Annotated in this window: 33 protein-coding genes; 16 read left to right on the top strand and 17 right to left on the bottom strand. The window is 55.0% G+C overall.

The features are described 5' to 3' along the window. Positions 1-499: 499 nt before the first annotated feature. The gene (locus ACW4TB_RS02425; RefSeq protein ID WP_012313239.1) at positions 500-688 is read left to right on the top strand and encodes an ECs_2282 family putative zinc-binding protein; all 189 of its coding nucleotides are present in this window, start codon (positions 500-502) and stop codon (positions 686-688) included. Positions 689-1,007: 319 nt separating this feature from the next. On the opposite strand, the gene ACW4TB_RS02420 is transcribed toward ACW4TB_RS02425, so the two are convergent. From ACW4TB_RS02420 to ACW4TB_RS02340, 17 genes are all read right to left on the bottom strand, one after another. Beyond that, complete coding sequence (locus tag ACW4TB_RS02420; protein WP_012313238.1) at positions 1,008-1,517, bottom strand: acyloxyacyl hydrolase; 510 nt, start codon at positions 1,515-1,517, stop codon at positions 1,008-1,010. 225 nt (positions 1,518-1,742) lie between these two features. After that, positions 1,743-2,132: an antiterminator Q family protein gene (locus tag ACW4TB_RS02415; protein WP_012313237.1), complete on the bottom strand. Its 390-nt coding sequence runs from the start codon at positions 2,130-2,132 to the stop codon at positions 1,743-1,745. Further along, on the bottom strand, positions 2,129-2,416 hold the full coding sequence (locus ACW4TB_RS02410) for a hypothetical protein (protein ID WP_012313236.1): 288 nt from the start codon (positions 2,414-2,416) through the stop codon (positions 2,129-2,131). The genes ACW4TB_RS02415 and ACW4TB_RS02410 overlap by 4 nt, the downstream gene beginning before the upstream one ends. Next, the gene (locus ACW4TB_RS02405; protein WP_455828220.1) at positions 2,413-2,919 is read right to left on the bottom strand and encodes a hypothetical protein; all 507 of its coding nucleotides are present in this window, start codon (positions 2,917-2,919) and stop codon (positions 2,413-2,415) included. The genes ACW4TB_RS02410 and ACW4TB_RS02405 overlap by 4 nt, the downstream gene beginning before the upstream one ends. After that, positions 2,906-4,318, bottom strand: a complete 1,413-nt coding sequence (locus ACW4TB_RS02400; RefSeq protein ID WP_012313234.1) for a replicative DNA helicase — start codon at positions 4,316-4,318, stop codon at positions 2,906-2,908. Before ACW4TB_RS02400 ends, ACW4TB_RS02405 begins: the two co-directional genes overlap by 14 nt. Beyond that, positions 4,315-5,088: an ATP-binding protein gene (locus tag ACW4TB_RS02395; RefSeq protein WP_012313233.1), complete on the bottom strand. Its 774-nt coding sequence runs from the start codon at positions 5,086-5,088 to the stop codon at positions 4,315-4,317. The genes ACW4TB_RS02400 and ACW4TB_RS02395 overlap by 4 nt, the downstream gene beginning before the upstream one ends. Beyond that, the gene (locus ACW4TB_RS02390) at positions 5,085-5,867 is read right to left on the bottom strand and encodes a helix-turn-helix domain-containing protein (RefSeq protein WP_150105116.1); all 783 of its coding nucleotides are present in this window, start codon (positions 5,865-5,867) and stop codon (positions 5,085-5,087) included. The genes ACW4TB_RS02395 and ACW4TB_RS02390 overlap by 4 nt, the downstream gene beginning before the upstream one ends. Beyond that, a complete protein-coding gene (locus ACW4TB_RS02385; protein ID WP_455828219.1) occupies positions 5,864-6,094 on the bottom strand; it encodes a hypothetical protein in 231 nt (76 codons plus the stop codon). The genes ACW4TB_RS02390 and ACW4TB_RS02385 overlap by 4 nt, the downstream gene beginning before the upstream one ends. Then, positions 6,091-6,654: a hypothetical protein gene (locus ACW4TB_RS02380; protein ID WP_455828218.1), complete on the bottom strand. Its 564-nt coding sequence runs from the start codon at positions 6,652-6,654 to the stop codon at positions 6,091-6,093. The genes ACW4TB_RS02385 and ACW4TB_RS02380 overlap by 4 nt, the downstream gene beginning before the upstream one ends. After that, positions 6,651-6,950 (bottom strand): hypothetical protein, encoded by a 300-nt coding sequence (locus tag ACW4TB_RS02375; RefSeq protein WP_455828217.1) that lies wholly within the window; start codon positions 6,948-6,950, stop codon positions 6,651-6,653. The genes ACW4TB_RS02380 and ACW4TB_RS02375 overlap by 4 nt, the downstream gene beginning before the upstream one ends. Continuing rightward, complete coding sequence (locus ACW4TB_RS02370) at positions 6,947-7,732, bottom strand: Rha family transcriptional regulator (RefSeq protein ID WP_232881629.1); 786 nt, start codon at positions 7,730-7,732, stop codon at positions 6,947-6,949. Before ACW4TB_RS02370 ends, ACW4TB_RS02375 begins: the two co-directional genes overlap by 4 nt. Further along, complete coding sequence (locus ACW4TB_RS02365; protein ID WP_455828216.1) at positions 7,729-8,172, bottom strand: hypothetical protein; 444 nt, start codon at positions 8,170-8,172, stop codon at positions 7,729-7,731. The genes ACW4TB_RS02370 and ACW4TB_RS02365 overlap by 4 nt, the downstream gene beginning before the upstream one ends. Beyond that, positions 8,169-8,459: a hypothetical protein gene (locus ACW4TB_RS02360; RefSeq protein WP_455828215.1), complete on the bottom strand. Its 291-nt coding sequence runs from the start codon at positions 8,457-8,459 to the stop codon at positions 8,169-8,171. Before ACW4TB_RS02360 ends, ACW4TB_RS02365 begins: the two co-directional genes overlap by 4 nt. After that, a complete protein-coding gene (locus ACW4TB_RS02355) occupies positions 8,456-8,692 on the bottom strand; it encodes a hypothetical protein (protein ID WP_414194305.1) in 237 nt (78 codons plus the stop codon). Before ACW4TB_RS02355 ends, ACW4TB_RS02360 begins: the two co-directional genes overlap by 4 nt. Further along, entirely contained in the window at positions 8,689-8,994 is a 306-nt protein-coding gene (locus tag ACW4TB_RS02350) for a hypothetical protein (protein WP_455828214.1), read from the bottom strand. The genes ACW4TB_RS02355 and ACW4TB_RS02350 overlap by 4 nt, the downstream gene beginning before the upstream one ends. Then, positions 8,991-9,245, bottom strand: coding sequence for a hypothetical protein (locus ACW4TB_RS02345; RefSeq protein WP_455828213.1), 255 nt, complete (start codon positions 9,243-9,245; stop codon positions 8,991-8,993). Before ACW4TB_RS02345 ends, ACW4TB_RS02350 begins: the two co-directional genes overlap by 4 nt. 141 nt (positions 9,246-9,386) lie before the next feature. Beyond that, the gene (locus ACW4TB_RS02340) at positions 9,387-9,671 is read right to left on the bottom strand and encodes a Cro/CI family transcriptional regulator (RefSeq protein ID WP_455828212.1); all 285 of its coding nucleotides are present in this window, start codon (positions 9,669-9,671) and stop codon (positions 9,387-9,389) included. A gap of 106 nt (positions 9,672-9,777) precedes the next feature. Between ACW4TB_RS02340 and ACW4TB_RS02335 the strand changes: the two genes are divergently transcribed. The 15 genes from ACW4TB_RS02335 to ACW4TB_RS02265 all read left to right on the top strand — a co-directional run bounded on the left by ACW4TB_RS02335 (position 9,778) and on the right by ACW4TB_RS02265 (position 23,757). Beyond that, entirely contained in the window at positions 9,778-10,557 is a 780-nt protein-coding gene (locus ACW4TB_RS02335) for an XRE family transcriptional regulator (RefSeq protein ID WP_060519585.1), read from the top strand. Positions 10,558-10,624: 67 nt separating this feature from the next. Then, positions 10,625-11,020, top strand: coding sequence for a LuxR C-terminal-related transcriptional regulator (locus ACW4TB_RS02330; protein WP_455828211.1), 396 nt, complete (start codon positions 10,625-10,627; stop codon positions 11,018-11,020). Between the two features lie 90 nt (positions 11,021-11,110). Further along, entirely contained in the window at positions 11,111-11,506 is a 396-nt protein-coding gene (locus tag ACW4TB_RS02325) for a carbon storage regulator (protein ID WP_455828210.1), read from the top strand. Beyond that, positions 11,503-11,646 carry a hypothetical protein gene (locus ACW4TB_RS02320; RefSeq protein WP_455828209.1) on the top strand — a complete coding sequence of 48 codons (144 nt, stop codon included), beginning with the start codon at positions 11,503-11,505 and terminating at the stop codon, positions 11,644-11,646. Before ACW4TB_RS02325 ends, ACW4TB_RS02320 begins: the two co-directional genes overlap by 4 nt. After that, a complete protein-coding gene (locus ACW4TB_RS02315) occupies positions 11,643-12,419 on the top strand; it encodes a hypothetical protein (protein WP_455828208.1) in 777 nt (258 codons plus the stop codon). The genes ACW4TB_RS02320 and ACW4TB_RS02315 overlap by 4 nt, the downstream gene beginning before the upstream one ends. Positions 12,420-12,578: 159 nt before the next feature. Next, on the top strand, positions 12,579-13,778 hold the full coding sequence (locus ACW4TB_RS02310; RefSeq protein ID WP_455828207.1) for a tyrosine-type recombinase/integrase: 1,200 nt from the start codon (positions 12,579-12,581) through the stop codon (positions 13,776-13,778). Beyond that, a complete protein-coding gene (locus tag ACW4TB_RS02305; RefSeq protein WP_455828206.1) occupies positions 13,729-14,142 on the top strand; it encodes a hypothetical protein in 414 nt (137 codons plus the stop codon). Before ACW4TB_RS02310 ends, ACW4TB_RS02305 begins: the two co-directional genes overlap by 50 nt. Before the next feature lie 792 nt (positions 14,143-14,934). Then, on the top strand, positions 14,935-15,177 hold the full coding sequence (locus ACW4TB_RS02300) for a hypothetical protein (protein ID WP_012312624.1): 243 nt from the start codon (positions 14,935-14,937) through the stop codon (positions 15,175-15,177). 114 nt (positions 15,178-15,291) lie between these two features. Then, positions 15,292-15,558, top strand: a complete 267-nt coding sequence (locus ACW4TB_RS02295; RefSeq protein ID WP_012312623.1) for a DUF3077 domain-containing protein — start codon at positions 15,292-15,294, stop codon at positions 15,556-15,558. A 1,117-nt stretch (positions 15,559-16,675) separates the two neighbouring features. Beyond that, positions 16,676-17,458 (top strand): integrase domain-containing protein, encoded by a 783-nt coding sequence (locus ACW4TB_RS02290; RefSeq protein WP_455842876.1) that lies wholly within the window; start codon positions 16,676-16,678, stop codon positions 17,456-17,458. A 563-nt stretch (positions 17,459-18,021) separates the two neighbouring features. After that, positions 18,022-19,503 carry a hypothetical protein gene (locus tag ACW4TB_RS02285; protein ID WP_455828205.1) on the top strand — a complete coding sequence of 494 codons (1,482 nt, stop codon included), beginning with the start codon at positions 18,022-18,024 and terminating at the stop codon, positions 19,501-19,503. 90 nt (positions 19,504-19,593) lie between these two features. Continuing rightward, on the top strand, positions 19,594-20,154 hold the full coding sequence (locus ACW4TB_RS02280; protein WP_279932475.1) for a hypothetical protein: 561 nt from the start codon (positions 19,594-19,596) through the stop codon (positions 20,152-20,154). Positions 20,155-20,400: 246 nt separating this feature from the next. After that, complete coding sequence (locus tag ACW4TB_RS02275) at positions 20,401-21,492, top strand: hypothetical protein (RefSeq protein ID WP_279932477.1); 1,092 nt, start codon at positions 20,401-20,403, stop codon at positions 21,490-21,492. A 445-nt stretch (positions 21,493-21,937) separates the two neighbouring features. Further along, complete coding sequence (locus ACW4TB_RS02270) at positions 21,938-22,633, top strand: hypothetical protein (RefSeq protein WP_279932478.1); 696 nt, start codon at positions 21,938-21,940, stop codon at positions 22,631-22,633. Positions 22,634-22,647: 14 nt separating this feature from the next. Continuing rightward, positions 22,648-23,757, top strand: coding sequence for an XRE family transcriptional regulator (locus ACW4TB_RS02265; RefSeq protein WP_279932480.1), 1,110 nt, complete (start codon positions 22,648-22,650; stop codon positions 23,755-23,757). The last annotated feature ends 19 nt before the right edge of the window (positions 23,758-23,776 follow it).

Genomic DNA, 23,776 nt, shown 5'->3' with positions numbered 1-23,776 from the left:
CGGATATCAGAAAAGTCTCTCGGCCTGCTGCTGAGCGCTTCGGCATAACTGACGTCCAATGGCGGAGGTCCGGCAACCTATGAAATACCGCATCGACTACAACCTCAAAGGCCATACCAGATTCTGGATATGCGATTGGTCTAGCACGCCGAACGAAGACAATGTGCTGACCGCTCTCCTCCGTCTGCATGCCCCCGCTGACCCCTTGTCTGAGGCGCGCGCGCCGTGCCGCTTATCAAATGATGATCTCCGCATTGCGGTCGCAGATTTGGGTATCTCGGATGTACGCATTGAGGGGGATGATTAGCTATGCCGGGGCACCCAGGCCGACGCTGGCCAGTACGCCGGTCACTGCGAGGGCGCCGGTACTTGGCTCGGCCATAGGTGGTGCTCCAGAAACAAAATGACCCGTCGAACTGGCGAGCCCTTGGATATGTGAAAAGATGGCCCCGTGCTATCGTCGAGTTTCCACACAAGACGTTTCACGGAGCGAAAAACGATGAAGGTAACCCTCAAGTGCGCCAAGTGCGGCAGTGACAAGTTCGAGGTTCCGGCTAGGCCGAACGACAACTCGAAGGTCACCTGCGGCAAATGCGGTGCTGTCGAGACTTACGGGAAGCTCATGAAGGCTGTGGGCGACAAGGTCACGAAGGACCTGCAGCGGCAGCTCGGGAAAATGTTCAAGTGACCTGAGCGTTTCAGCCAGAGGGCGCAGGAAGTCAGCGGCGCCCTCAACCTCAACGTCGAGCTTTAGCTTTTCCATGCATCCTCCAGATACGAAAAAGCCCCAGCTGGTGCGAGGCTTGGAATGGGTGCGGAGGGCCGGTGCTTACCCGGCTTGTTGGTCTGGCTCGCTGGGTCACGTACCCCAGACTCTCATCGCGTAGACGATCAGGGAGCGCACGGCTTTGATCGACGCCACTACCGACTTAGCCCAGCTGCCTGAGCGTGTCATCCGCATAAAAAAGCCCACACAGGGCGGGCAAGGGGAGCAACGCAGAAAATGGTTAAATCTGGTGACTGTAGAAGAGAGAGTACGACTCAATGCCGTCGTTCGGCTGCTTGATACCAGCGTTGGAGTAGTGAATCGCTCGGATGCCTACTTTCTGTGTCTCGCCAATCTTGAGACCCGCACCAATACGGTCTTCGAAGTTGAAAGCAGAGCCAAAATCCTGATCGCCTGCCGAAGTGCCTGAGAACACGGCCACGCCGATACCCGCCTCGATGAAGGGCTTCACATTCCCACTGCCGAACTCATAGACGAACACAGGAGCGAAGGACAGCGAGTGAGCCCCACCTGAAGCATCGCCTGCTTCCCAGTAGGTGTAGCCAGCATCCCAATAACCGGTGAGACGGCCAGTACTGGATTCAAACCAGCTTTTGTCCCAGTTAAAGCCAATGCCGACGCGCGCTGTAAGACCACCTTGGCCTGTCGCGCCAAGCGCTCCGGATAGCTCAGCCGCTCCGGCGGACGCAGCGAAAAGGGAAAGCGCCACAACGGCGAGAACGTTTTTCATACTCACGGTCTTCCATATTATTGAGTAGCAACCTATCAGAATCATAGCGCTATCAAATCGTTCCCTCATACAAGAAAAATGCTTTTTCTGGAGGGCTACCTGAATCGAAGCCCCTCAAAAACACAAAACCCCGACACGATGGCCGGGGTTTGTCTGTGTCGCGTAACGTTGCAAGCTGGACACGCTGCTATGAAAACAGGTGTTTATCCGCCCGCATAGATCTTTTTACGCAGCTTCTCGAATTTCTTCGAGGGCGCAGTCGATCCATGCAACGCCGGCCTTGATGATCTCCCGGGCCTTGCGCTCGGACATGCCTGCTTCCCTTCCGACTCGCATGGCTGGGTGCTTTGAGCCGTAGTAGGCCCAGACGAAGTCACCCATTTGCTGGTTGCGCTTCGTCAGCCTGGCCACCGCTCCGTCGATGATCAGGGCCAGGTCGTCTGTGATGACATGCTGCCGAGCACCGCCCTCGCTGGGTACGTTGTCGCGCATGAGCGCATAGAGTGGTGACACGTAGCGTGGCACCCCCATCTCACTCATTCGCCACCAGCCCCACTGCTCGAGCATGTATTCGGTGTCGCCCAGCGCCTTGTCCACGTAGGTTCGTTTCTTCATGCAGCCCTCCGGGGCGTTGGATCGTTGTCCAGGCCGAACAGCTCGCGCAGCAGCTTGTCGGCGTGCTTGTTCTTGGCGTTGCCTTCGGTGATCCAGCCCTTGGCGAACTGCTCGAATCCCACGTTGGCGCGCGCGGCGTGCCAGTCAGCCACGATGTCCATCAGGGCTGCTGATGCGATACGGCCGTTGTTCTGCTCCAGCAGCATGCGGTTACCAACCTTCAGGAACTTGCATTCCACAGCGGTCAGGCTCTTGCGCGGCAGGGCCACAGTAACGTTGCTCATCGAGAAACCCCTTGGGCCGCACGGGCCTCGGCAATTCGCACATACCCCAGGAACTGGTCAGCCGGCATCGACTCCTTGATCACATCGAGGATCACCCGGTCCAGGATCTGCTGGGATTGCTGCTTGGCCTCCTTACGCAACTGTCCACAGCGGTACAGGGCACGGGTACGGTCATGGTTGATGTGCTTGAGCGCTGCCTTCGCCCGGTTGTACCAGGCTCGGTCGTATGGCGTGCCCTGGATGGCCCGCTCGACGGCCTGCGCCAGCGACAGCTCCAGGCGGATAGCGTCAGCCACCAGCTGCTCATGCAGGGTCTCGCAGGCCTCCAGAGTGTCGGGCAACTCACGGGGCCCAACCAGGCGCTGGTGCGGTTCTGCAAGCTTCGGGGTATTGCCAGTGGCAACAGGCTGCCCGGCACCAGCACGCTTGGTCACCGCCACCGACACGACCGGGGTTGCAGGTTTGCCAGCGCCAGCGCGTGTCCACAGATCAGAAAGTTTCATGGTGCTTGCTCCCCTTACGGTGTTTGGAGAAATTCACGACGCGGCCCATCTCGACCTCATCGTCAGGCGGGAGGCGGTTGCCGGCGAAGTTGACGAAGCGGGCGTACTGCCCTTGGCGCTGGACTAGGCACGAGCCCTGCGGGGCCTGGCGCCCCTTGTCGAGGATCAGCTCGGTGACGCCCTGCTCGCCCGCTTCCGACTCTGGGTCGTGGTGGACCAGGATCACGGCGTCGGCGTCCTGTTCGATCTGGCCGGAGTCGCGCAGGTCGCTGGCTTGTGGCTTCTTGCCGGGGCGGCTCGCCGGGTTTCGGTTGAGCTGCGCCAGCACCAGCACCGGAACGCTCAGTTCCTTGGCCAAGTTCTTCAGGGCAATGGATATCTTGGCCACAGCGTCGGTACGGCTCTGGTTCTTGCCTTCGGTGCCCACCAGGCCCAGGTAGTCGATCATCAGGATGTCGAGGCCCTGTTCGCGTTGAAGCCGCCTGGCATCTGACCGGATAGCGCTAATGGTCAAGCCGGGCGTGTCGTTCAGGTACAGCTGAGCAGACTCGATCTTGCTGCCAGCGGTCCCGATGCGCTGCCATTCGTCCTCGTCCAGGCTCTTGACCTCCTCCATGCGGCGCAGATCAACGCCGCCCTGCGAGGCGATCGTCCGGACGGTCAACTCCTTCTCGTCCATTTCCAGACTGAAGATCAGACCCACGCCCGCGCCGCGGATGGCCACATGGTTGACGATCTGCAGGCCGAGCATGGTCTTACCGCTGCCTGGGCGGCCGGCGATCACCACCATGCTCTTGGGGCGCAGGAAGCCGATCAGCTTGTCCAGGTCGACCAGGCCGGTCGAGAGCTTCGGTGGAGCGCGGTCATCCAGCACTTCCTGCATCCCATCGAACACCTTGGGCAACACCTCGGCCATGCGCTTGTACCCGGCCTTGCCCGAGCCCTGCAGGTCACGCAAGTCAGCGATGGACTGCTGGGCCTGCGCGATGATCTCGTCCGGCACCAGGCCGCTTGCTACGGCAGCCTTCGCAGAATGGCCAATGTCGACCACCTGGCGGATCACCGCCCACTGCTTGACCTGCTTGGCGTAGGCCGTGACGTTGGCTACCGAGGGCACGTTCCGGCAAAGCTCCGCCGCGAAGGACAAGGTGTTTTTGCCGCTTGGCAGGACGCGCTGCACATCCCCGACCGTTACCGCATCGACCGGCAGGCCGCGCTCCAGGCAATCACGGATCACATCGAACAGGGCTGCGTGGTCGTCGTAGAGGAAGTCGCCGCTGGTCATCTGGCTCGTGATGTCATCCACCAGCGCAGTATTGCCATCGAGAGACGCCAGCATGATAGCCCCCAGGACGCCGTGCTCGGCCTCTGGGTAGCCCATTACCAGTTCGTTGCTCATGCTTCACCTCGCGCCGAGGCCCAGGTGAACAGGACGGCAGGCCCGCCAGCATCGGTCAGGCGGTCGACAGCGCGATCACCCAGGCACTTGCGGAGGCCGGCCAGGCCCAGGTTGGAGATCACGATGGTCGGCATGAGATTCCGGTACCGCGAGTCGATCACCTCAAACAGCACCTGCCGCTCGAAGTCGCTGCCGTGCTGGACGCCAACCTCATCGATCACCAGTAGGTCAGGCGCCAGGAGGGCGGCGTATACATCGCGCTCCGTCTGCTCGGACTTTTTGTCGAAGGTCATCTTGATGTCGCGGATGATCTCGATCGCCATGGTGTAGCGCGCTGACGCTCCATAGCTGCGGATCACCTGCTGGGCAATGGCGCAGCCTAGGTGTGTCTTACCCGTGCCTACGTCACCCAGCAACATCATCGAGCGGCCCAGTTCCCAGTTGCGCTCGAAGCCATGCACGTAGTCGCGGCACTCAGTCAGCGCCACGGCCTGTCCTTCGGTTTCGGCGCGGTAGGTGTCCAAGGTCGCCGCCCGGAAGCGCAGCGGGATATCAGACGCCATCAGACTGACGTTCATCTCCCAGGCACGCCGGATAGCGTGCGCCGGCTTGCGGACTGCTTCGTCGGCAGAATGCAGGGCGTCAAACTGACAGCGCGTGCAGCCCTGCCAGAAGTGATCGCCCGAAAATGACTCGATCAGTTCGTCAGTGAAATCGCCGTGTACGCGGCACTGGTCAGGTTTGAATTCAAGTGTTTTTGGTGTGGTCATGATCTTGCTACCCGGTAAGTCCCGTTTGGCTGGCGAACCAGGCCTTCGGTGTGGTCAATCTTGTCGAGGTCGGTGTGGTGCGATTGGCCTGCCCCTCTGGTGCCGGAGGTCCAGGCCTCTTTTTTCAGTCGGTCCACAATCCAAGAGGTCTTGAAACCCTGCCATGCAGCGGTCATTGCCTCGGCCAGGGCCTTGTCCGGGCTGATCCCTGCGGCCCGGCATCCCTCAAGCTCTGAGAGAACGTTGTTCCAGATCGTCAGATTCAGAGGCCCCTTCTTCTTCCGGAACTGGAAGTAATCGCGGGCGGTTTGCTCACTCAGATCAGCGGGTGCCAGTTCGAGCATCTGCTCAACCGTGAACCCATCACCTCCCCTCTTACGGTTCTTTGATGGTTCACCTTTGGGTTCTATTACGGTTCTGGGGGCATCTGGTGCCGGGGTGTCCGGCATCTGGTGCCGGGGGGTGGGGCACGTCGTGCCGGGGTGTCCGGCATCTAGTGCAGGGGGGCATTTAATGCCGGGGGCATAAGATGCCGGGGTTACGATGTAGTAGGTCGACCGCCCGGCACGCTCTTTCGCCACCAGCAAGCCGACGCTTTCCAGCCAACGGATCGCGTTGCGCACGGCACGCTCTTTGAGGCAGGTGCGCTCGCAGATCCTGGCAATGGAAGGCCAGCAAACGCCGTCATCGTTGGCATTGTCGGCCAAGGAGATCAGCACCGACTTCTGGGCAGCGCTCATTTCAAGCGGCCAGCAGGCGGTCATCAGGATGGTGCTCACAGTTGCAGCTCCTCACAAACGCGGCGCACGAAGGCGTCGTAGCTCTCGGCCATCTCGAAGCCGCTGTCTTCCATCGCTTGGCGCCCGGCCTTGGCCAGCTCGTACAGCGCCCACCGCTCTCGCTCTGGAAGGCCCTTGAATTGGGTGTAGGTTGGCCATGGGCCGTTGATGATCGTCGCGCCACCGCGCTGCTGGAGCGCCTGGGCATGGTTCGGGGTCATAGTCATTGGAGAGTCTCCGATGAGGGACCAGTGATCTTCGCTGCATGATTGGCCAGGTCGGTCATGCTCCCGCCCGCAAGTCGCAGAACGAGCGAGCGCAGCGCCGTCACAGCATCAAGGGACGAAACCCTGGCTTCGGCCATTTCGAGCGCGTGAGGCGAGTGGTTGCTGATCGTCTCAAACACCTTGTCGGCGTAATTGAACGACGCACTGGCAAGCTGCAGGTTGGTCAGTTGATCAAATGCCTCCGGCGGGAGCGGTTCACGCGGCGTGTTGACGATCGGGATGCTGAAGGTTGGCGGCTCACCACCCTCCAGCAGATGCCGACGCTCCTGCTCGAGATGCTCGCCACACACGACCGAAGCGTCATTGCCGGTCTGCCGCTCGAACAGCACGCTCAGCGCCAGGCTCGCGCCGACCAGGCCGACATAGGTTTCGTCGTACTCGCGGATCTTGGCGCCATCGCTGATTACCTCGATGGCATCCATGACCGCCTCGAAGGACAACAGCATCAGAGACGCATTGGAGAACTTCTCGAAATAGGCCTTGTTGATTACCTTGCTCATTGGGCAGCCTCCAGCGCATTCACAGCACGCTCCATACGAGCCTGGGCATTGCGCAGCACTCGACGGGCCTTGGCGCGCCGGTCATTAGCCGCAGCGGTAAAAAGGCGCACCCCTTCCCATGCTTCGGTGTACGGCAGGAACTCACCTTCAGGGCGACCGTGGGCGCGGAAATACACCTCGTACATGGCCTTGATCTCAGCGCGAGCAACCCGGAAATGGTGCTCGGCTTCGACCACATCCACTGCCGCCTGGACGATCCGGTCACGCGCTTGTTGCTTGGTTGATTTGATCGTCACAGGGGCTTCTCCGGAGTGAATTTTTCGTAGAAGAACTGGCCGTCCCAGGTCTTCTTCATGGGCAGCTTCTCGGCCATGTACAGGTCGTGCAGGGCCTTCGAGCCCTCCTCAAGCAACTGGAGCTCGTACCGAATGATTGGAGACTCGAGATCCTCGCCATCGATTTTCCGTGGCCGCTCGGTGAGCAGATCCTTCTCGCGGGCTTTGTAGGTGGTCCGGTACTTCGGTTTTTTCTTTTCCCGTCGCTCAGAGTTCCAGATCCAACCGAGGTCCAGGAGGTAGGCGGTGATCAGTAAGGAGTTCACCCCGTTCAAGCGCTTGGCGAACTGCGCAGGGGTCTCGCCAGGCATGAAGAAATGTTCCAGGCTCTCGATTTTCTTGGCCTGCTGCTGGTTCTCCAGCACCAGCACCTCGTTCTGTTCCTCAAGGTCAGCAGCAAGGCGCAATGCATCTGCGCGAGTACGCGGAACCTCGAAAGCACTCCGCTGGGCAACCTGCTGTTCGAGCTCATGCAACCGGCGGATGACTTTGTGGCGAAGAGGAATGCTGTAACCAGTTATGAGGGTTTCGGTCAGCTCTCGATTGAGGTGGAAATTCTCCGTGTAGCCGCGGGTATCAAGGTCTTCGCGTACATGGCTCAGATCTGAGCCATCTTTCTCAAGGGCCTCGAGCATCTCGCGAATGTCCCGGATGACGTTTTTATGCAGCTTTTCAGTCAGCCCGGCGATCTCCGAGCTGGTCATGGTGACGGCATCGCCGCCTTGGAATTTGACGACGCTCATGCCGTTGCTCCTTCAAGCACCATCCAGCGCTCAAGAATGATTTGCTCGCGGAAACCACAGCCGGCCACCCAGGACAGCAGTTCCTGGACTTCGCGCTGCGCTTCAGGTGTGGTGATATCGCCGCCCATCTCCTCGATGCGGATGGCGGACATGACACAGCGACAGGCCGGGTTGATGCTCAGGCCGGTGAGCGCCATCACCTGGCGGTAGATCGCCAGCGAAATGTGCTCAAGGTCGATCAGTTGGGCCTGGTTAAGGCGGTGACGCCGGGTGCGCGCACCCTCTTCCGGCGCATCGATGATCCCGCTCGCCTTCCAGTAGGACCTGATCAGCGAAGGGAGGTCGCCTCCGATCGCCGTCGGCTCTGGCACGTCAATGTGGCGACGAACCATCGCGGCGAGTTCGAGGGAGAGCTTTGCGACAGCTGGGGAGTTCTTCATGCCACACCTCCCGCACCACGTTTTGCAGCAGCAGGTTTTTGTGGCGCGGCGGGCTTGTTGGCGTCGATCTCAATGAAACTGGCATCCATCTTTTTCATCCAGTCATCTGCGTGATTCACCCACTCCTCGCAGAGCTCATCACCCATCAGCGCGAGCTTCGTGGGAAGGCTCGATTCATCTGCAATCTTGCTGATGGATCGGAACAGAGTACGGGCATCTTCCAAGCGGGCCTGGAGGCACAGGATGTCGTTGTAGGCCTCGTCGGCAATCGTGCGGATAGTTTTCATTGGCTATCCCCCGCTGCATTCATCAGCTGAAGCAACTGGTCCTGCGCCTGGTCGGCCAGCATGTACATCGCTTCATGAATGGTGGATTCGCTGAGGTGGTCGAGCTGAGGGGTATGCAGGCTGCACGCCTCACCCTTGAGGCTGTCGTTTTCCATCAGGATCGAAACGAACCCCTCAATGACACGCAGACGGGCCATGACCTTTTCGCCGAGGTCGCTGGTTGTGTTGGTCATTGGGATACCTCCGCGCCACGAACTGGAGAGGTAGGGTTTTGTGGCGCGAGGTCTTCCATATCCCTCATAGGAATCTCGATCGCTTCGAGCAGAGCCTCGCACTGGAGAGTCAGGACGCGGATCGCGTAGAGCTCGCAGCTGCCTTCAGCACCATCCCCGATGAGATTGCCAAGCAGGCAGTTAACGCTCGAAAGCATCGCGCCTGCGGCAGTAATGGCGGTATTGCAGGACGTGCCAAACTTGATCTCGAACTCAATACCGGAAGAGGTGAAGCGAGTATCTTGGGTAACAAGAGAGGTCATTGGGCACCGCCTTCGCCAAGCTCAAGCTCGGCTTCATGGTGTGCGTACAAGTCGTAGCAAATGAACTCAAGCGCCAGCATAAGACCATGCTGATCACGATCAGTGAGTGGATTGTCATCACCAAATTCATGGCTCTCCCGCAAAACTCGGGCAACGCTGTATGCGGCCAGCGAGCCACGGTGTAGCCGATGTAGGCGGAACAAGTCCTGGGCTTGCGTGCTTGGTGGTGCGGTGGTATTTTCTTGTTGCATCGTTTTGTCCTTCTGCAGACAAAGTGGTACCAAAGCCACCCGTTGGCGCGGGTAGCAACTAAGAAGCTCAGCTCAGGCTGGGCTTTTTTGTGGGCGACTGAAAAGCTCAGCCGCTCAGCAAAAACTGGGATGGGGAAGACTTCATGTCGGGGTCTGCGTAGTACTGGATGAAAAAACAGGTACTTTAGGACCTGATTCGATAGTTCCTGTGGAGCTATTCTGTTGGCACGCAGACGAACTGCCTCGACGCTGTCCAGGGAATGGCTTTTCCTCCACCGCTGAAATTTCCCCGGACGCGGTTACAACTACAAAAATCGAACGGCCTTCTCGGATGGCCTTGCTCAAGGCTCCTTGGGTCATACCAAGCTTGGTAGCCGTCCAGGCATGCCGCTTGGCTGCGTATTCAGCAAGAGGGGTGCGCTGCACAGGGTTACTCCGTAGCTCTGACTTTCACAAATAGTGCTTGCGGGATTTTTTAAAGTCAATGCTGGCGGCATTGGAATTTCAGTGCCGCCAGCCATATGGTGAGCTGATGAAAAAGAAAGAACTCTCCCCGGAAGCACTAGCCGAATGCGCAGCCCTCAAGAAGATTTTCATGGAGAAGCGCAAGGAGCTGGGGCTAACTCAAGAAAAGGCCGCCCAGATCCTCGGCATGAATCAGGGTTCGTTGAGTCATTACTTGAACGGCAGGAACGCCCTAAATCTCCATTTCTCGCTCGCGATCGCTTCGCTCTTGGAGGTTCCCGTGAGCTCTTTCTCCAAAAAATATGGAGAAATGCTGAGCGGCCCAGGGGTTGAGCAGATGGCGCTGGATGCATTCAAGGGTTATCGATCAAGCCCGGCTGGAGAAAAAGCTTTCCAGTACGCGGTGGATACAAACGTTGAAGAGGCGAATGCCCCTTATCGACAGGCAAGGAGCTACCCATTGATCAGCTGGGTTTCTGCAGGAGAGCGCTCAGAGTCTCCAAACTACCTTGCACCAGGGGATGGCTCGGATTTCCTGGTGAGCACTGAGAACGCAGGTGAGCATGGTTTTTGGCTAACTGTAAAAGGACCGTCAATGACAGGACCCGGTGCAACCAGCTTTCCCGAGGGAACTCGAATCCTCGTCAGGCCTGAAGGATTCGATCTCATTAGCGGAAAATACTACGTTGCACGACATACAGACGGCGAAATGACGTTCAAGCAATATGTCTCCGACGCGGGGGCACGCTATCTCGCCCCGCTGAATCCAGCCTTTAGAACTGTCGAAATGGACAGCGATTGGGAGATCATCGGGCGCGTCGTTGATGCAAAAATCCCAGGGCTGTAAAAAATAATCCCGCAAGGATTGACACAAATAAATCCCGCAAGCACTATTGCTCCATCTTCAACGAAGCATGGAGCATCACCTCATGGAATTTGTCACTTGTGGATCGTGGCGCGGCATTCTCGGTCAAGGCTTGGCTGAGCGAGAGCTGTCTTGCTTGGTGGCCGTAGCTGCCGGCCACACTGACAAAGAGATCGCGCAGCGCGACGGTCTTTCTCCTCGCTCCATCAAAGGCCGCATTGAAGCAGCCATGCACAAGCTTGGCGTTTACAAGCGTCCAGCCCTTGTAGCTGAAGCCATGCGCCGCGGACTTATCTCTCCAATGATTCTCGCTCTGTGCGCCATCCTGGTCGGACATTCGATTGTTGGCATTGATGAATTCACCCGCGTCCGCCGTTCCGGCGAGCGCAAGGTTGCCGAGACCCGTATTCAACGGCGCGCTGAGTGCGCCTTGGCGGTGGCGTAACGCTACCAGCCTGACCTGACCCAACCCTGATTTTTGCGAAAGCCAACAACCGCGGCAGGCCATCGGCTTGCCTGAAATAAGGAGATTCACATGCTTATGCTCAGCCGGAACATCGGCAAGGCCGTCATCATCGGCGGCAACATCCGGGTCAGCGTGGCCCAGGTTAACGGCTGCCAGGTCCGCCTGGGGATCGAGGCGCCGCGTGGCGTGATCGTTGACCGCGAGGAGATCCATCACCGCCGGGTTGCCGAAGGCACCGCGCAGGATGCGCCGGGGTTCAACATCGACGACCACGTCAAGCTGGTGGCCGATGCTCGCCGGTACCGCTGGTTGCGTGACCGAGAGCGAATCGAAGATCCCGACGAAGACCTGCTGGTGGTGCGCGGCGATAACTGGCTATCCGGCGAAGAACTGGATCAGGAGATCGATACCGCCCTGCGCCTGGAAGCCTTGGAGCAGCAGGTGGTGCAGGACCAGCAGCTATGACTCAGGCCGGCCTGCTCCTGCTGCTGTGGGATGCCCTGCAGCACCGTCAAACCACCTTTGGCCAAGTGCTCGACCTGTCCACCGCTTGTGGCCTGGACGGTCGCCGGGTGCTGGCCGACCATTTTCGGAGGCTGCCATGATCAAGCACCGAGCAATCAACCCGGCTGCCCTCCCCGCCATCGGCCAGCCTCTGGGCGGTGGCTTCTACGCCGGGCGCCTGTTCTTCGCCGGAGCCGAGCACGCGGTCATCGACTCCGGGCGCGGGTTCGAGAGCCAGGCACAGTGGCAGGACCAGTCAGGCCCAAGAATCACCGTTAAGGGCGCCCAGTGCCGCCACGACGGTTACGCCAACACCCTGGCCATGGCCGAATCCGGCAGCGCAATCGCCCGCAAGGTCCTGGGCATGACCATCCGTGGCCAGCGGGGCTGGCACCTGCCGAGCATCGAGCAACTGCAGGTCATGCGGGCCAACCTGCTGCAACTGGAAGACTGGGGCCGGTACTGGACCATGCAACGTGAAGGCGGGCCAACGCAGGCCTTTACCAAGGCGGAATACTGGTCCAGCACGCAGAACGCCTCCGGCAGCTCCTGGTGCCTGCACATGCTCCCTTGGTGCGTGCCGGCTACCAACTGGGCAACCAAGTGCAAGGGCATTCGCCCGGTGCGCACGCTGCTGATCAGCCAGGATGCTTTTGTGCACGCGCCGTCCACCGACGCGACCATACCCGACGCCGATCTGCGCGGCCTGGCCAACCAGCAAGCCGTGGCCACCGTGCTCGAGCGGTTCGTGAACGAGGATGCCGGGAGGTTCTATGGTCGGACCGACGTATTGGTGGCCGAACTGGCGGCGCTCGCGGCGGCTGTCGTGACAGATCGGCGTGACAACCAAAACCTGGCGCGTCAGGTGGAGTAGATCAATGCGCTACATGACCGTCAGAAAATTCGCCAGCGAGTCTGGCTACACCGAGGACGCGATCCGCTCAAAGATCCGCGACGGGATCTGGCGGCTTGGCGAAATTTGGCTAAAAGCGCCGGATGGCCGGACGCTGATTGACATGGAAGGATATGAATCATGGGTAGAGGCGGGAGCGGTGTCAGGGCAGTCTCAGACTCGAGCATCGAGATCACGTTCATGTTCCGGGGTGTTAGGTGCCGCGAGCGCGTCGCGCTCAAGCCCACCGCCACTAATCTGAAAAAGGCTCAGCTGCACAAGGCAGCGATCGAGCACGCCATCGCCCAAGGGACGTTCGACTATGCCGTCACGTTCCCTGGCTCGCCCCGGGCCGCCAAGTTCGCCCCGGAGACCAGCCAGGAAACCGTAGGTGGGTTTCTCACCAGATGGCTGACCGCGAAGCAAAAGCACATATCGAGCAGCACCTTCGAGGGCTACAGGAAGATCGTCGAGCTTCGACTGGTGCCCGCGCTCGGTCATCACCTGGTGGTGGACCTCAAACGGAAGCTGGTGCGCGACTGGTTGGATGGCCTGCAGGTCGGCAACAAGACACTGAGCAACATCCAGAGCTGCCTCCGGTCTGCACTTAATGATGCCGTCGATGAAGAGTTGCTGGACATCAATCCGCTCGCCGGGTGGACCTACGCCAGGAAAGAAGCGCCGCCGAAAGATGACGATGTGGACCCATTCTCGCCTGAGGAGCAGCAAGCGATCCTAGCGGCCTTGAGCGGCCAGGCCAGGAACATGGTGCAGTTCGCGCTCTGGACTGGCCTGCGGACAAGCGAGTTGGTGGCCCTAGACTGGGGTGATGTGGACTGGGTCCGGGGTGAAGTGATGATCAGCCGGGCAATGACCCAAGCTGCAGGTGGGGAGGCTGAGGTGACGAAGACTGCCGCAGGCCGGCGGTCAGTGAAGCTGTTGCGCCCCGCTATTGAAGCGCTGACGGCACAGAAGGCGCACACGTTCCTGTCTGATAAAGAGGTGTTCCAGAACCCGCGCACGCTTGAGCGATGGGCCGGAGATCAACCGATACGGAAGACCATGTGGCATCCGGCGATGAAAAAAGCCGGTGTCCGGTACCGCCGTCCGTACCAGACCCGTCACACCTATGCGTCGATGATGCTGTCGGCAGGTGAGCACCCTATGTGGGTGGCCAAGCAAATGGGGCATAGCGATTGGACGATGATTGCGCGAGTATATGGTCGCTGGATGCCAGCTGCAGACGATCAGGCGGGCGGTAAGGCCGAGAAATTATGGCTAGGGGAAAGGAATGGAAAGCAATTTACCGGAGTGGATCGGGATTCTCAAACTGGCGGCTAGCGCAGCGGTTGGCTTTGTATCTAGCACGGCGCTTTTTATTTGGAAAGAGCGAAAAGAAGCAAAAAAAGAAGCCCTAGCTAATTATAACGAGGCTCTCTCGATCGCGGCCCAGAACAGAGATGTAGCCCAAGAAGGGCTTATGATGCTTTATGAAGTCGTGCAGAAAATCCAAGCATCACCGAAACACCAAGATTTGATCGAAATCAGAAAGAGCTTTCAATCGGCCGCTTCATCAATTGCCGAGCCGAACGCAAAGGCCGCTCAGACGTTCTACGATACGCTATATGAGCACGATCGTGCGATGTCAGTTCACGAAAGTCGCTTGATTCTCAAGAAGGCAAGGCACTTCCTCAGCAACAATTAGTCGGCGAATAAGGGAATGCTCAAAAAGCTTGATCTCGTTGGAATTTCTCTACAGCTGGAATCGCTAAAAACTGCTAGCAAGTAAAGACATTAAACCGCAAAGGGAGTTTGCAATGGGATACCCAAACATCATCAGCAAGACCTTCAAATGTCATCGCTGCCCTAGGGAAGAGAGTTTTCACAACGATATGCAGTTCGTCACCGACGACGTTGTAGATCCACTCACATCCAATTATTTGCTGGACTCCATAGCGCGGGCCAATGGCTGGGAGCTCCTATATGCGAGGGACGCTAAGCCAGGAGACGATTATCTTGAGGCCTGGTGCAATGACTGCTACAACACGAAATGACAGCCTTATGCCAGCTTCTACCCGGAAAGTCTTATAAATCAAGGGCTAGACGCGGGTTCAAATCCCCCCGGCTCCACCAAATCCTAAAGAAGAAGACGCCCTCGGGCGTCTTTTTTTGTGCCTGCTATCTGCCAATTCGCAACACGCTGTCACGGTCATAATCAGATTTAACCCCTTTCCTGTAGGGCATTTCCCAAAGATACTCCCAGCCATTGTGGTGTTCCAGGCGAGGCACTACTGTCGGCTTGTCGTTGCCAGGCAACGATCGGCTTTGACAGGCCGTCCTGAACTAACCACATGGCTTTGCCGTTTTGGCAGCTGTGCATGGGGCACCTCGCGTGCGCCGGTTTTGGTCTGTTCACCGGTCTGTCAACCCATGTACGGCTGCCGCCTTTCTGTTTGACAGCAGAGGGTGGTGGCCTCAACTTGAACAGGCCTAAAACATGCTGAAAATAGTCCCCGATCCACCCCACCTACTCCACTCCCTGGAAGACACGCTGATGATGGCCGCTGACTACGCCCTGTGCGCCGAAGTCGTCGCCCAGCAGGCAATGCTGATGCAGCCCAAGTCACCTGTGTCGTTGTTGATCATGACCTCAATGCACGAGCTCGAGACGCTACGCAAATTGCTCGAAGCGGCGCTGATCCAGATCCAGAAACCCGCCGATCCGCAAACGCTGCACTGACACGCATCATGACCTGCCTGGCCTGACTCTCCCGCAAAGCGATGCACTTATAGGAGTCCGGCTTTCCGGCGATAGGGCCAGGCCAGGCGCCTACGACTTCAGGGAGATCAACCAGTGACCACCGAAGAAACCAAATTCACCGTCGGCAAAACCACCTTCTTCCAAGGCGAAAACCAGACCCACGCCCTTTTCCGCATCGAAGCCGGCATCCCATGCCAGGCCGCTCGCGAGCAGGCCTCGGAACTGATGGGCTATGCCCGCGACCTGAGCATCGACGGGCTGATGGAAGACAAACCGCAGTTGCTCTGGGCCTCGCACTACCTTTGCGCCTTGGCAAAGGCCCTGCTCGATGATGCCGAATTGGGGATGATGAAAACTTGAGCGCTACTCTATGCAGGCCAAGCGTGCTCCCGTCGTAGAAGCTAGCTTGGCCAAGTTGCTCCCCGTGTTTTCCACTACCCCTATCGGGCCAATACAAGCGCTGCCATTGGCGGTACCCAGGTACCAAAGTCTTCAATACCCATCCCACTCGATGCGGTGGTTCTTCCAAGGGCGATCAGTATCCGACAGCTTCCTCGGTGTTGGGTGCTCTCTAACCTCATGGCCATCGTGCGCCAGCTACCCATTACCTAGCTGCCCTGCAGCAACCTATCCGCTTGGCCGAATCTTGCGCCAACCTGTGCCCGTCTCTTTCTCTGGACAGAGACGGGCACTTCAAACACTGCAGGTCTTATCGCATATGGCTTTGCGGTAATCCCACTCGTGACAATCGGCGTGACAAACGCCGATGTCACCAGCAACAGCCATGCAGATGATGGTGTCGCAGACCAAGGAATGGACTGCACCTGACTGACAGTCAGGCATGCCCCGGTCATCGCATTGCTGCTTGCACCTGGCTCAGGATCTTTAGGTACTGGTCTCGTCAGCCAATGCTGCCTCCACCCGCCCACCGGTAACGGTGTTCAGGAGATCAGATCATGAGATGCCCTTGCTCCCGGACGTAAGGAGCCGCCAGTCCCGCGTAGTGGACATTCCCCACAGGTCGCAGGGGCCTTGATCCCTGATAACACTCAACATTCTTGGCGGGATGACGTGGGGCGAGGATCGAAGAGCGGACGATGAGGTGACCGACATGGCACTGGTGGGTAGACGCGATGGCCGCAATTTCGGCTACGGCAGGCAATTGAGCTACGCAGGACCGCAGGCACTGAAAGACATGTTCGTGGCGGTCATTACGGCACGGTCAAAGCGCACTGTGATCGTTGGCGGGCATTCGTGAAGTGGTGCCGCTCCGAACAGGGGCCAGGTATCAATGATGCGCGGCAGATTGATCGGAAGGTGTTGGCCGACTATGCGGATCATCTACGCGAGGTAGTTAGGCGTGGAGGCCTCGCCATCAGCACCGCGCAAAATCGGCTATCCAGTGTTAACAGAACCATGGCGGTCGCTTCGCGGTGATCAGGACGTCAAGTTGCCCAGCCCGAGCAAGGCGTTGGGTATGCAGCGCAGCGGGGTTAGACAGTCGGTGCCACAGGGCCAAGACCGCTCAAAGGTTAAACAGATCGTCGATGCACTTTGTCGCCAACATCAGCTACGGGCCGCTGCAACCGTTCTGTTGGCGCGAGCAACCGGCATGCGCTTGCGTGAGGCCATCCTAGCCGACTTGCCACGACTGAGCCGTGAGGCTAACGACCTAGGCAGGATCAACATTCAGGACGGCACCAAAGGTGGCCGCTTCGGTGCCTCAGCGCCACGTTGGATTGCGGTGGACGGCCATGTTCGAGATGCCCTTGGGCTTGCACGGCAGGTGTCGCCTGCAGGTAGCCGCAACCTAATTGCGCCACACGAAAGCTATCTGAATGTGCTGCAAGAAATCATTCGCACTGCGCGGGCCACCCTGCATGTCCACAACCTCAAGGCTTCCATGAGCTACGAGCGGCGTATGCATGTGAGCGCTACGAACAAATCACCCAGCACCTCGCCTCTATCAACGGCGGCCAATGTTGTCGGGTATATCGGAGCCTTGACAGTGAAGCTCGGACGCAGATCAGCTACGAGCTGGGGCACGGTCGGATCGATGTGGTCGCTGCCTACATTGGAGGACGGACATGAGCAAGCCCTTCGATATGGAGTTGTTCTTGGCTGGCGTGCTGACCGGGTCGCACGCGACGCGGCAACGCCATTTACGGCAGGCGACGCTTATCCAGGAGGAAATCGCAAAGCGCTGGCAGCGGAACACGCCTTGGGCTTGGCATCGGAAGCACTTGGCTTGGCTTCTTGAGTCTCACTTGGGCACGCACAATGAAGCGACGCGATACTACTATTTTCTGACTGTTCGGCTGTTAACTAATCGATTACAAAAAACTTGGGTATTCAACGATTAACAGAGGGCTTAAGATTGATTGTCAGGCCTGGCGGCAATCTATGTAGCGGTCGTGTAGCAAGGTCGCGTTTCAGGCCGGAAAGCACATAGTCTTTCAATCGTTCGGCTCGGTGACTTCTGGTCCGATACACCGATAACATACAGTTTGGTTTTAGATGACTTTGATCATAAAATCAGGAATAATCTGACTACAAGCAAAGCAATGCCGCGATGATTGATGTTTTGCAAGCTCTTTAAAAAATAGTTTTTAACAGAAAATCTGATATTTTGATGGGTGTACTCATCGAGATCCAGTATGCCATGGAGTGTTGCTAAATTAGCATGCCAAACATTAGCGGCCTTCTTATAATCATGAGCTTGCCAGTTTGATGCCGTATATTGCGCCGTAGAAATTGAGCAAGCTAAAATTAAAAATACGGTTATAGTTAGTTTAATTATCTTCTAATGGATTTAGTTTAAAGATGACTGAGCGTGTACGCGAAAAGTTGAGGCAGCAGCTGTTAGAGGCGAGTAGCGGGACTGTCAATAAAACGGCTAGTCTTAAGGCGTTCAAGGGGCTTCACAAAGATCAGGCCGAGCGAGCTTTGTATTTTGTAGAGATGGCAAAAGTCATCAACACCCTGGGGCTTTCCAATCCGCATGAGAAATCTGCACTGACTATTGAACCGACGCACCCTATTCAAACGGAACACTTGGATAGAGCGTTTAAAAATCTTAATCTAAACCAGGTTATTTACAGAAATCACAAGGACTATAAGCTTTCGCTGTTGTCGCTGGAGATGTTGAAGCGATACGCTCCAGCTTCCGATGCAAAGAAAATGGTTGAGAACGGTTATAAATCTCCACTGTATCTTCTAGATCCTTTGTATGGTTTTGTTTTTCTTCCGAAGAATGGCAAGATTCACAATCATTGTCTTGCGATTGATATCTGGTCGTCGCATTTGAAATCAATGCCAGGACACCTGGCGAAAAGTTTGTGGGAGAAACGGTCTGATAACATGTTGTCAGGTGGGGCTTTTGCAGCAAGATTTCTGTTCAAAGACCTAATCCCGCAAGAGGATGATCCAGTCAAACGGGCATATCATCCGGTGTTGGAGGTTAAGTCTGAGTCAGAGCTTAGAGATGTCATACAAACACTGAAAAGTTGTGTTAAAAGTACACCTGGTGTCGAACTTTGGTTCCGGGGGCAAGGGCGAGATTACCTGACGCCGGATCGCACGATTATATCAAAATTAGGCATTACTCCATACTCAAACATTAGGGAGTCTGATCTCACACCATCCCTTTATCGTAAGTATGACGGGTTTCTTGATTGTAAGAAAAACTATGAAAACTTCGTGCTGGAGCTGGCAGAATGGGTTGGTTGCGCAAATGAAGTTCTGTCCGGTGAAGGAAAAGCAAATTTAGAGGCTCCGCCCTCTGGGGTTGCTGCAGTCACCGTTGCTGGACTTGAGTCTTACCAAAGAGGCTTGATTCTACAGCAATATGGAGCTCCCTCAGCATACCTAGACATAACTCACGATTATAGTGTTGCAGCATGGTTTGCGACTAAGAAGTGTACTGTAACTAATGGGAAAATGGCGTACAGCGACTATAGTTGGCATGGCAAAACACCAGAAGAATGGCCGACGATTTACGTTTTCCCGCTGGTTAAAGGACTGCACACATATTTGGATCTCGGCTCAATTCTTGCTGGTAGTGGTGCCAAAAGGCCAGAAAGACAGAAATGTGGCTTATTAGGAGGCGCTGGAAATCTAGCTAGAAATTATTGCGCTCGATTCTTAGGTGTAAAAATCAGGCTAGGACCTGATTTTAAAATTTCTAGCCCTTATGATGCAGTGGAATTGTTCCCGTCAGATTCTGAAGATGAGGTTCTGAGATATCTGAAGGAAACCTGCCTGGGAGGTCAAGGGCGTCAATTTCCGTTGTCAGAGCTTGCTTAGCAAATGGTGAAGTTGCTCCTCCGAACTATTTTAAGGGCGGGGTGCTGCACCTTCAATCTGAGTAATTAACATTATAGGTGGCGGCAGATTATGTCCGAGCGTTACATTGAGTTCCTTGTTGATTCCACGGGAAAGGCTCCTCGTAACCTTAAAGAATCCATCAGGCGCGTACGCGATGCTTCAGCGGGCTTCAGGCAAAGCTGGTTGATCGGCGATCAGCAAGAAGCGTATGAAACCAGCCAGGAAGCTTTTGAACATTTAGACTACATACAGAATGAGCTGTTAAGGCAGCGTGATGTACTAAGAGATCACGCTGCCTGGCCAACTTCGCCATTCAAGTCTGCAATGGATTCATCAGTCGGAAACCTAATCAATCACGCATCACCTTCTGATCGTGCTTGGTTCCTTGAGTTGGATCCGAGGTTTGGTGCGATGCCCGTAAACGCCTCAGTTGTTCAGCTTTCACTTGAAAGCGCGCTTAACAAGTTAAAACATCGAGACACAACAGCACTAAACTTTACATTAACTTCTTGCGGCAGTCACATTCTTTACATATACACGAATGGCGGTATGGGAAAGAAAGATTCAATTTCGGAAATTGATGTGTTGGCATTTTGCTTGGCCTGCAAGACCGCTGCTCAGTATGTATAAGATTCGGCTCTAATAATTTAGTAGGCGGCGCATCAATGGCAGCATTACAGAGGGCGACTTTATGAGGCGCCTGGATATTGATTAGAAATCCGTTACGTTGCTGCTTTGCCTAATTCTCTCGGGATATGTTGTTATGATCGCTCTAGCAATTAAAAATCTCACTATTCGTAGGTGCTGCCGGCTAATCTGAGGGTGGTGCTTGATAGGTAATGTGTTGAACGGCACTTATAAACTGATGGAGTTGGAATGAAGACTGTTTATATTCTTGGAGCCGGATTTTCTGTTGAGGCGGGTGCGCCTACGCAAGCGGCTATTTTGGAAAGAGCCTTTGAACTATATGCTCAGCAGCCTAATGTGTTTGATTTTGAAAAGTTTTCAATATTTAAAAAATTTCTCAAGGATCAACTGAATGCTGCGGACGATCAACTTTCAGGTGTTGATCTTGAAGATATATTTACCCCGCTGGATAGATGCTTGGCTGAGAGCTCGCAGTTTAGAGGCATAGGTCTCGATAGCATAATGAAGGTCCGCGAGGCAGTGTTTTATGTTGTTGGGCGCACCATTCAAATTTTATTAGATAGAACAACTAAGTCGAAAGACTATATAGATCACTTTGCGGAGCATCTGGTAAATTTGTCAGCTGTGCGAGCCAGGGCTCAATATAGGAGTGAAGATCCTGTTAGTGTTATAAGCACAAACTGGGATATTTTGCTTGATAACTCGATTTATAGTTACTTGCAGCAGGGCGGTCGGTATGATGGCGTTGTGGATTACTGCTGCTATATAAGTTCCAAAGATGAAAGTGACCCTAGTGTTACACCAGGGTTAGAAAAGCTAGGGCAAGGAGGCTTCAATGTGAAGCTTCTGAAACTTCATGGATCTCTTAATTGGCTTCAATGCCCAAGATGTGCAAGGCTCTATGCTAAGTTTTTTGAAAAGGTAGCTATACACCAATTCAATCTCTCCAATTCGTGTCGTCATTGCGATCGTAATTTCCCCGAAGAGAAAAACAAACATTTGCTGTCTCAGAATTTAATAATGCCAACATATTTGAAGGATCTGTCAAATCCGCAATATAGAATCATATGGCAGAATGCTGGCATTGAAATCTCGGAAGCGGACCAGATAGTTTTTATAGGGTATTCATTGCCGCAAGCTGATTTTGAAATGCGCCAACTGCTATCGAGAATGACACGTAATAATGCAAAAATTCATGTTGTCGACTATCTCGCTGAAGATAAACAAGAGTCACTGAAGAAACATTGGACTAAGTTTTTTGGAGGTCGTGAGATAAGTTTCAGTTTTGAAGGTGCAAAGTCATTTGTTAACGGTTTGTAGTTTTTAGCTTTATGGGCAAGCTTGACGCGGTTTGGATTTTGCTAAGCGAGTTTTTCCGTGAGGGGATATTTGCAGATACCCTGTGTGAAGGCACCTCGGCAAACGACAGCACAATTCACGGTGATGGGACGTTACCCGTTGTAGCCAGTCGGACAGGTGACTAGAGGTATAAATCTTATGGGTATCGATAGTCTTTATAAAGATCAATGAGCTGTACGTCCATGCGATTCCTGTCTTCTCACCGCTTTGCTGATCGCGCAGCGCCTCAAGACGTCATGGATTCACTGGAACGGTGCCTCAGCATGCAGACAGACGGCACATCTGTAGCCAAGGTGGCTGAATAGGGGCGCCTTGGCGGCAATGGCTGAGCGTGTTACAGAGCAGATTTCCGTTTTTTCCACCTCGACATGAGGTATGATTTACGGAAACCATCAAGGAGTGAGCAATGCGCGAATTCGAATTGACCTCTTTATCCGCGACCGGCCGCCGAGCTGCATTCATTGACGATCCAGATCGAGTAGAGGCACGACTACTCAGCCTGCACCCTGATCTGAACACAAGGCTGCTTCGTGATGCCATCTTGGGTGGTCTAACTGCGCGAAACGATGTCACTCGAGCTTCTGCGCCTACAGCAGCAGGTGTGCAGCAATGGCTGAAAACGGTGGAGGACCTACGCACGTTGCTAGGTCGTGAACGGTGGTACATCCATGAGCAAAAAAACTGTCCGTTTATCACATCTCCTGACCGGCTTATATCCATTGTTGTAATGACTGGTAACAGTGACACCGGTTGGGATGGCACAGAGGACCCAACTAATCAAGCCGAGAAGGGAGCCGTAGCTGAAAGCTACATTCAAAAAAACCAGCAACTTGAACTATTCAATCAAGACTCTTTTAGGCTGGCCAAAGATAAAAGCAAGGAAACTCAAGTCTGGGCTTTACTTTACCACTACGACAAAGCTCTAAATGAAGTACGATATGAGCTATCCTTACCAACCGGCTTCGGAAAAAAGAAGATTACATCATGGGGCGAGCGCATAGGCCTCGGAAAAATATCTAACAATCCGTCCGGCTTCGAAATTCTCAGCGATGAGATGATCGAACCCGCATCTGTAGAAGTAGTGCCAAAACCTGGAATTTAACGAGTTATAGAATCATGCTAGAAGTAAACCCCAAGCAAATTTCATTTGCCAGGGTAAGGAGACGCCTTACAAAATCCCAGTTGGCGAAAAAACTTGAAATCACTAGTCGCAGCCTACAAAACTACGAAACTGGAGCCTCCACACCGGACGATAAGATACTTCAAAAAATAGCAATTGCACTGAATTTTCCACTTCAATTTTTTTATTTGGAAGAGGAAATGCCAGAAATTGCAGAGCATACAGTCAGTTTTCGCAAGCTGTCGAAAATGACAGAGGCTATGAAGGGATGTGCTTTTGCAGCAGGGGCCATTGCTCTTAAAATCAACCAATGGATTGAAGAGCGTTTCAACTTACCAACCCCCAACCTTCCAGACCTAAGTGATTTAGCACCCGAAGAGGCAGCTACAGCACTCCGAAGGATGTGGGGCTTAGGTAACGCCCCCATTCAAAATGTTATTCATTTACTAGAATCTAAGGGAATTCGTGTTTTCTCGTTGGCGGAGGAAACGCGTGAAGTTGACGCATTCTGTACTTGGTATGAAGAGCAGCCTTTCATATTTTTAAATACTCTTAAATCTGCAGAGCGAAGCCGCTTCGATGCAGCACATGAGCTAGGGCATTTAGTACGCGACGTTTACAGCATGCGGCATGGCCAAGCTCACGGACCAGAGATGGAGCGACAAGCCGATGCATTCGCTGCTGCTTTTCTTATGCCTATGGCAAGCGTAGTAGCAAATCCGCCCCCTGCTTTCACCATAAAGTATTTAATGAAGCTTAAGCATTATTGGGGAGTGTCACTTGTTGCTATCGCATACCGCTTTAACTCACTGGGAATGATAAGCGAGTGGAACTATCGAAGTCTTTGCATTGAAATCGCCAAGCAAGGCTATCGCACCAGCGAACCAGAACCGATGGAACGAGAAACTTCCCAGCTTCTTTCCAAGGTCATGGATCATCTCCAAAGTAAAAAACTAGGCCGCCGCGAGATTGCCGAAAGCTTAAGCATCAGCACAGATGAAATAAACTCATTAACATTCCATCTCACAAAACTTTCTGTGGTTCCTGGCCGCCCGGAAAACACAAAAAACCAAACCAAAAGCCCACCAAAATTAAGATTAGTTTGAACCTTTAGAAACCAAATCC

It is taken from the genome of Lelliottia jeotgali, assembly GCF_977070485.1.
Note: the sequence above shows the minus strand (reverse complement) of the source record. Positions and strands in the feature narration are given on the sequence as shown.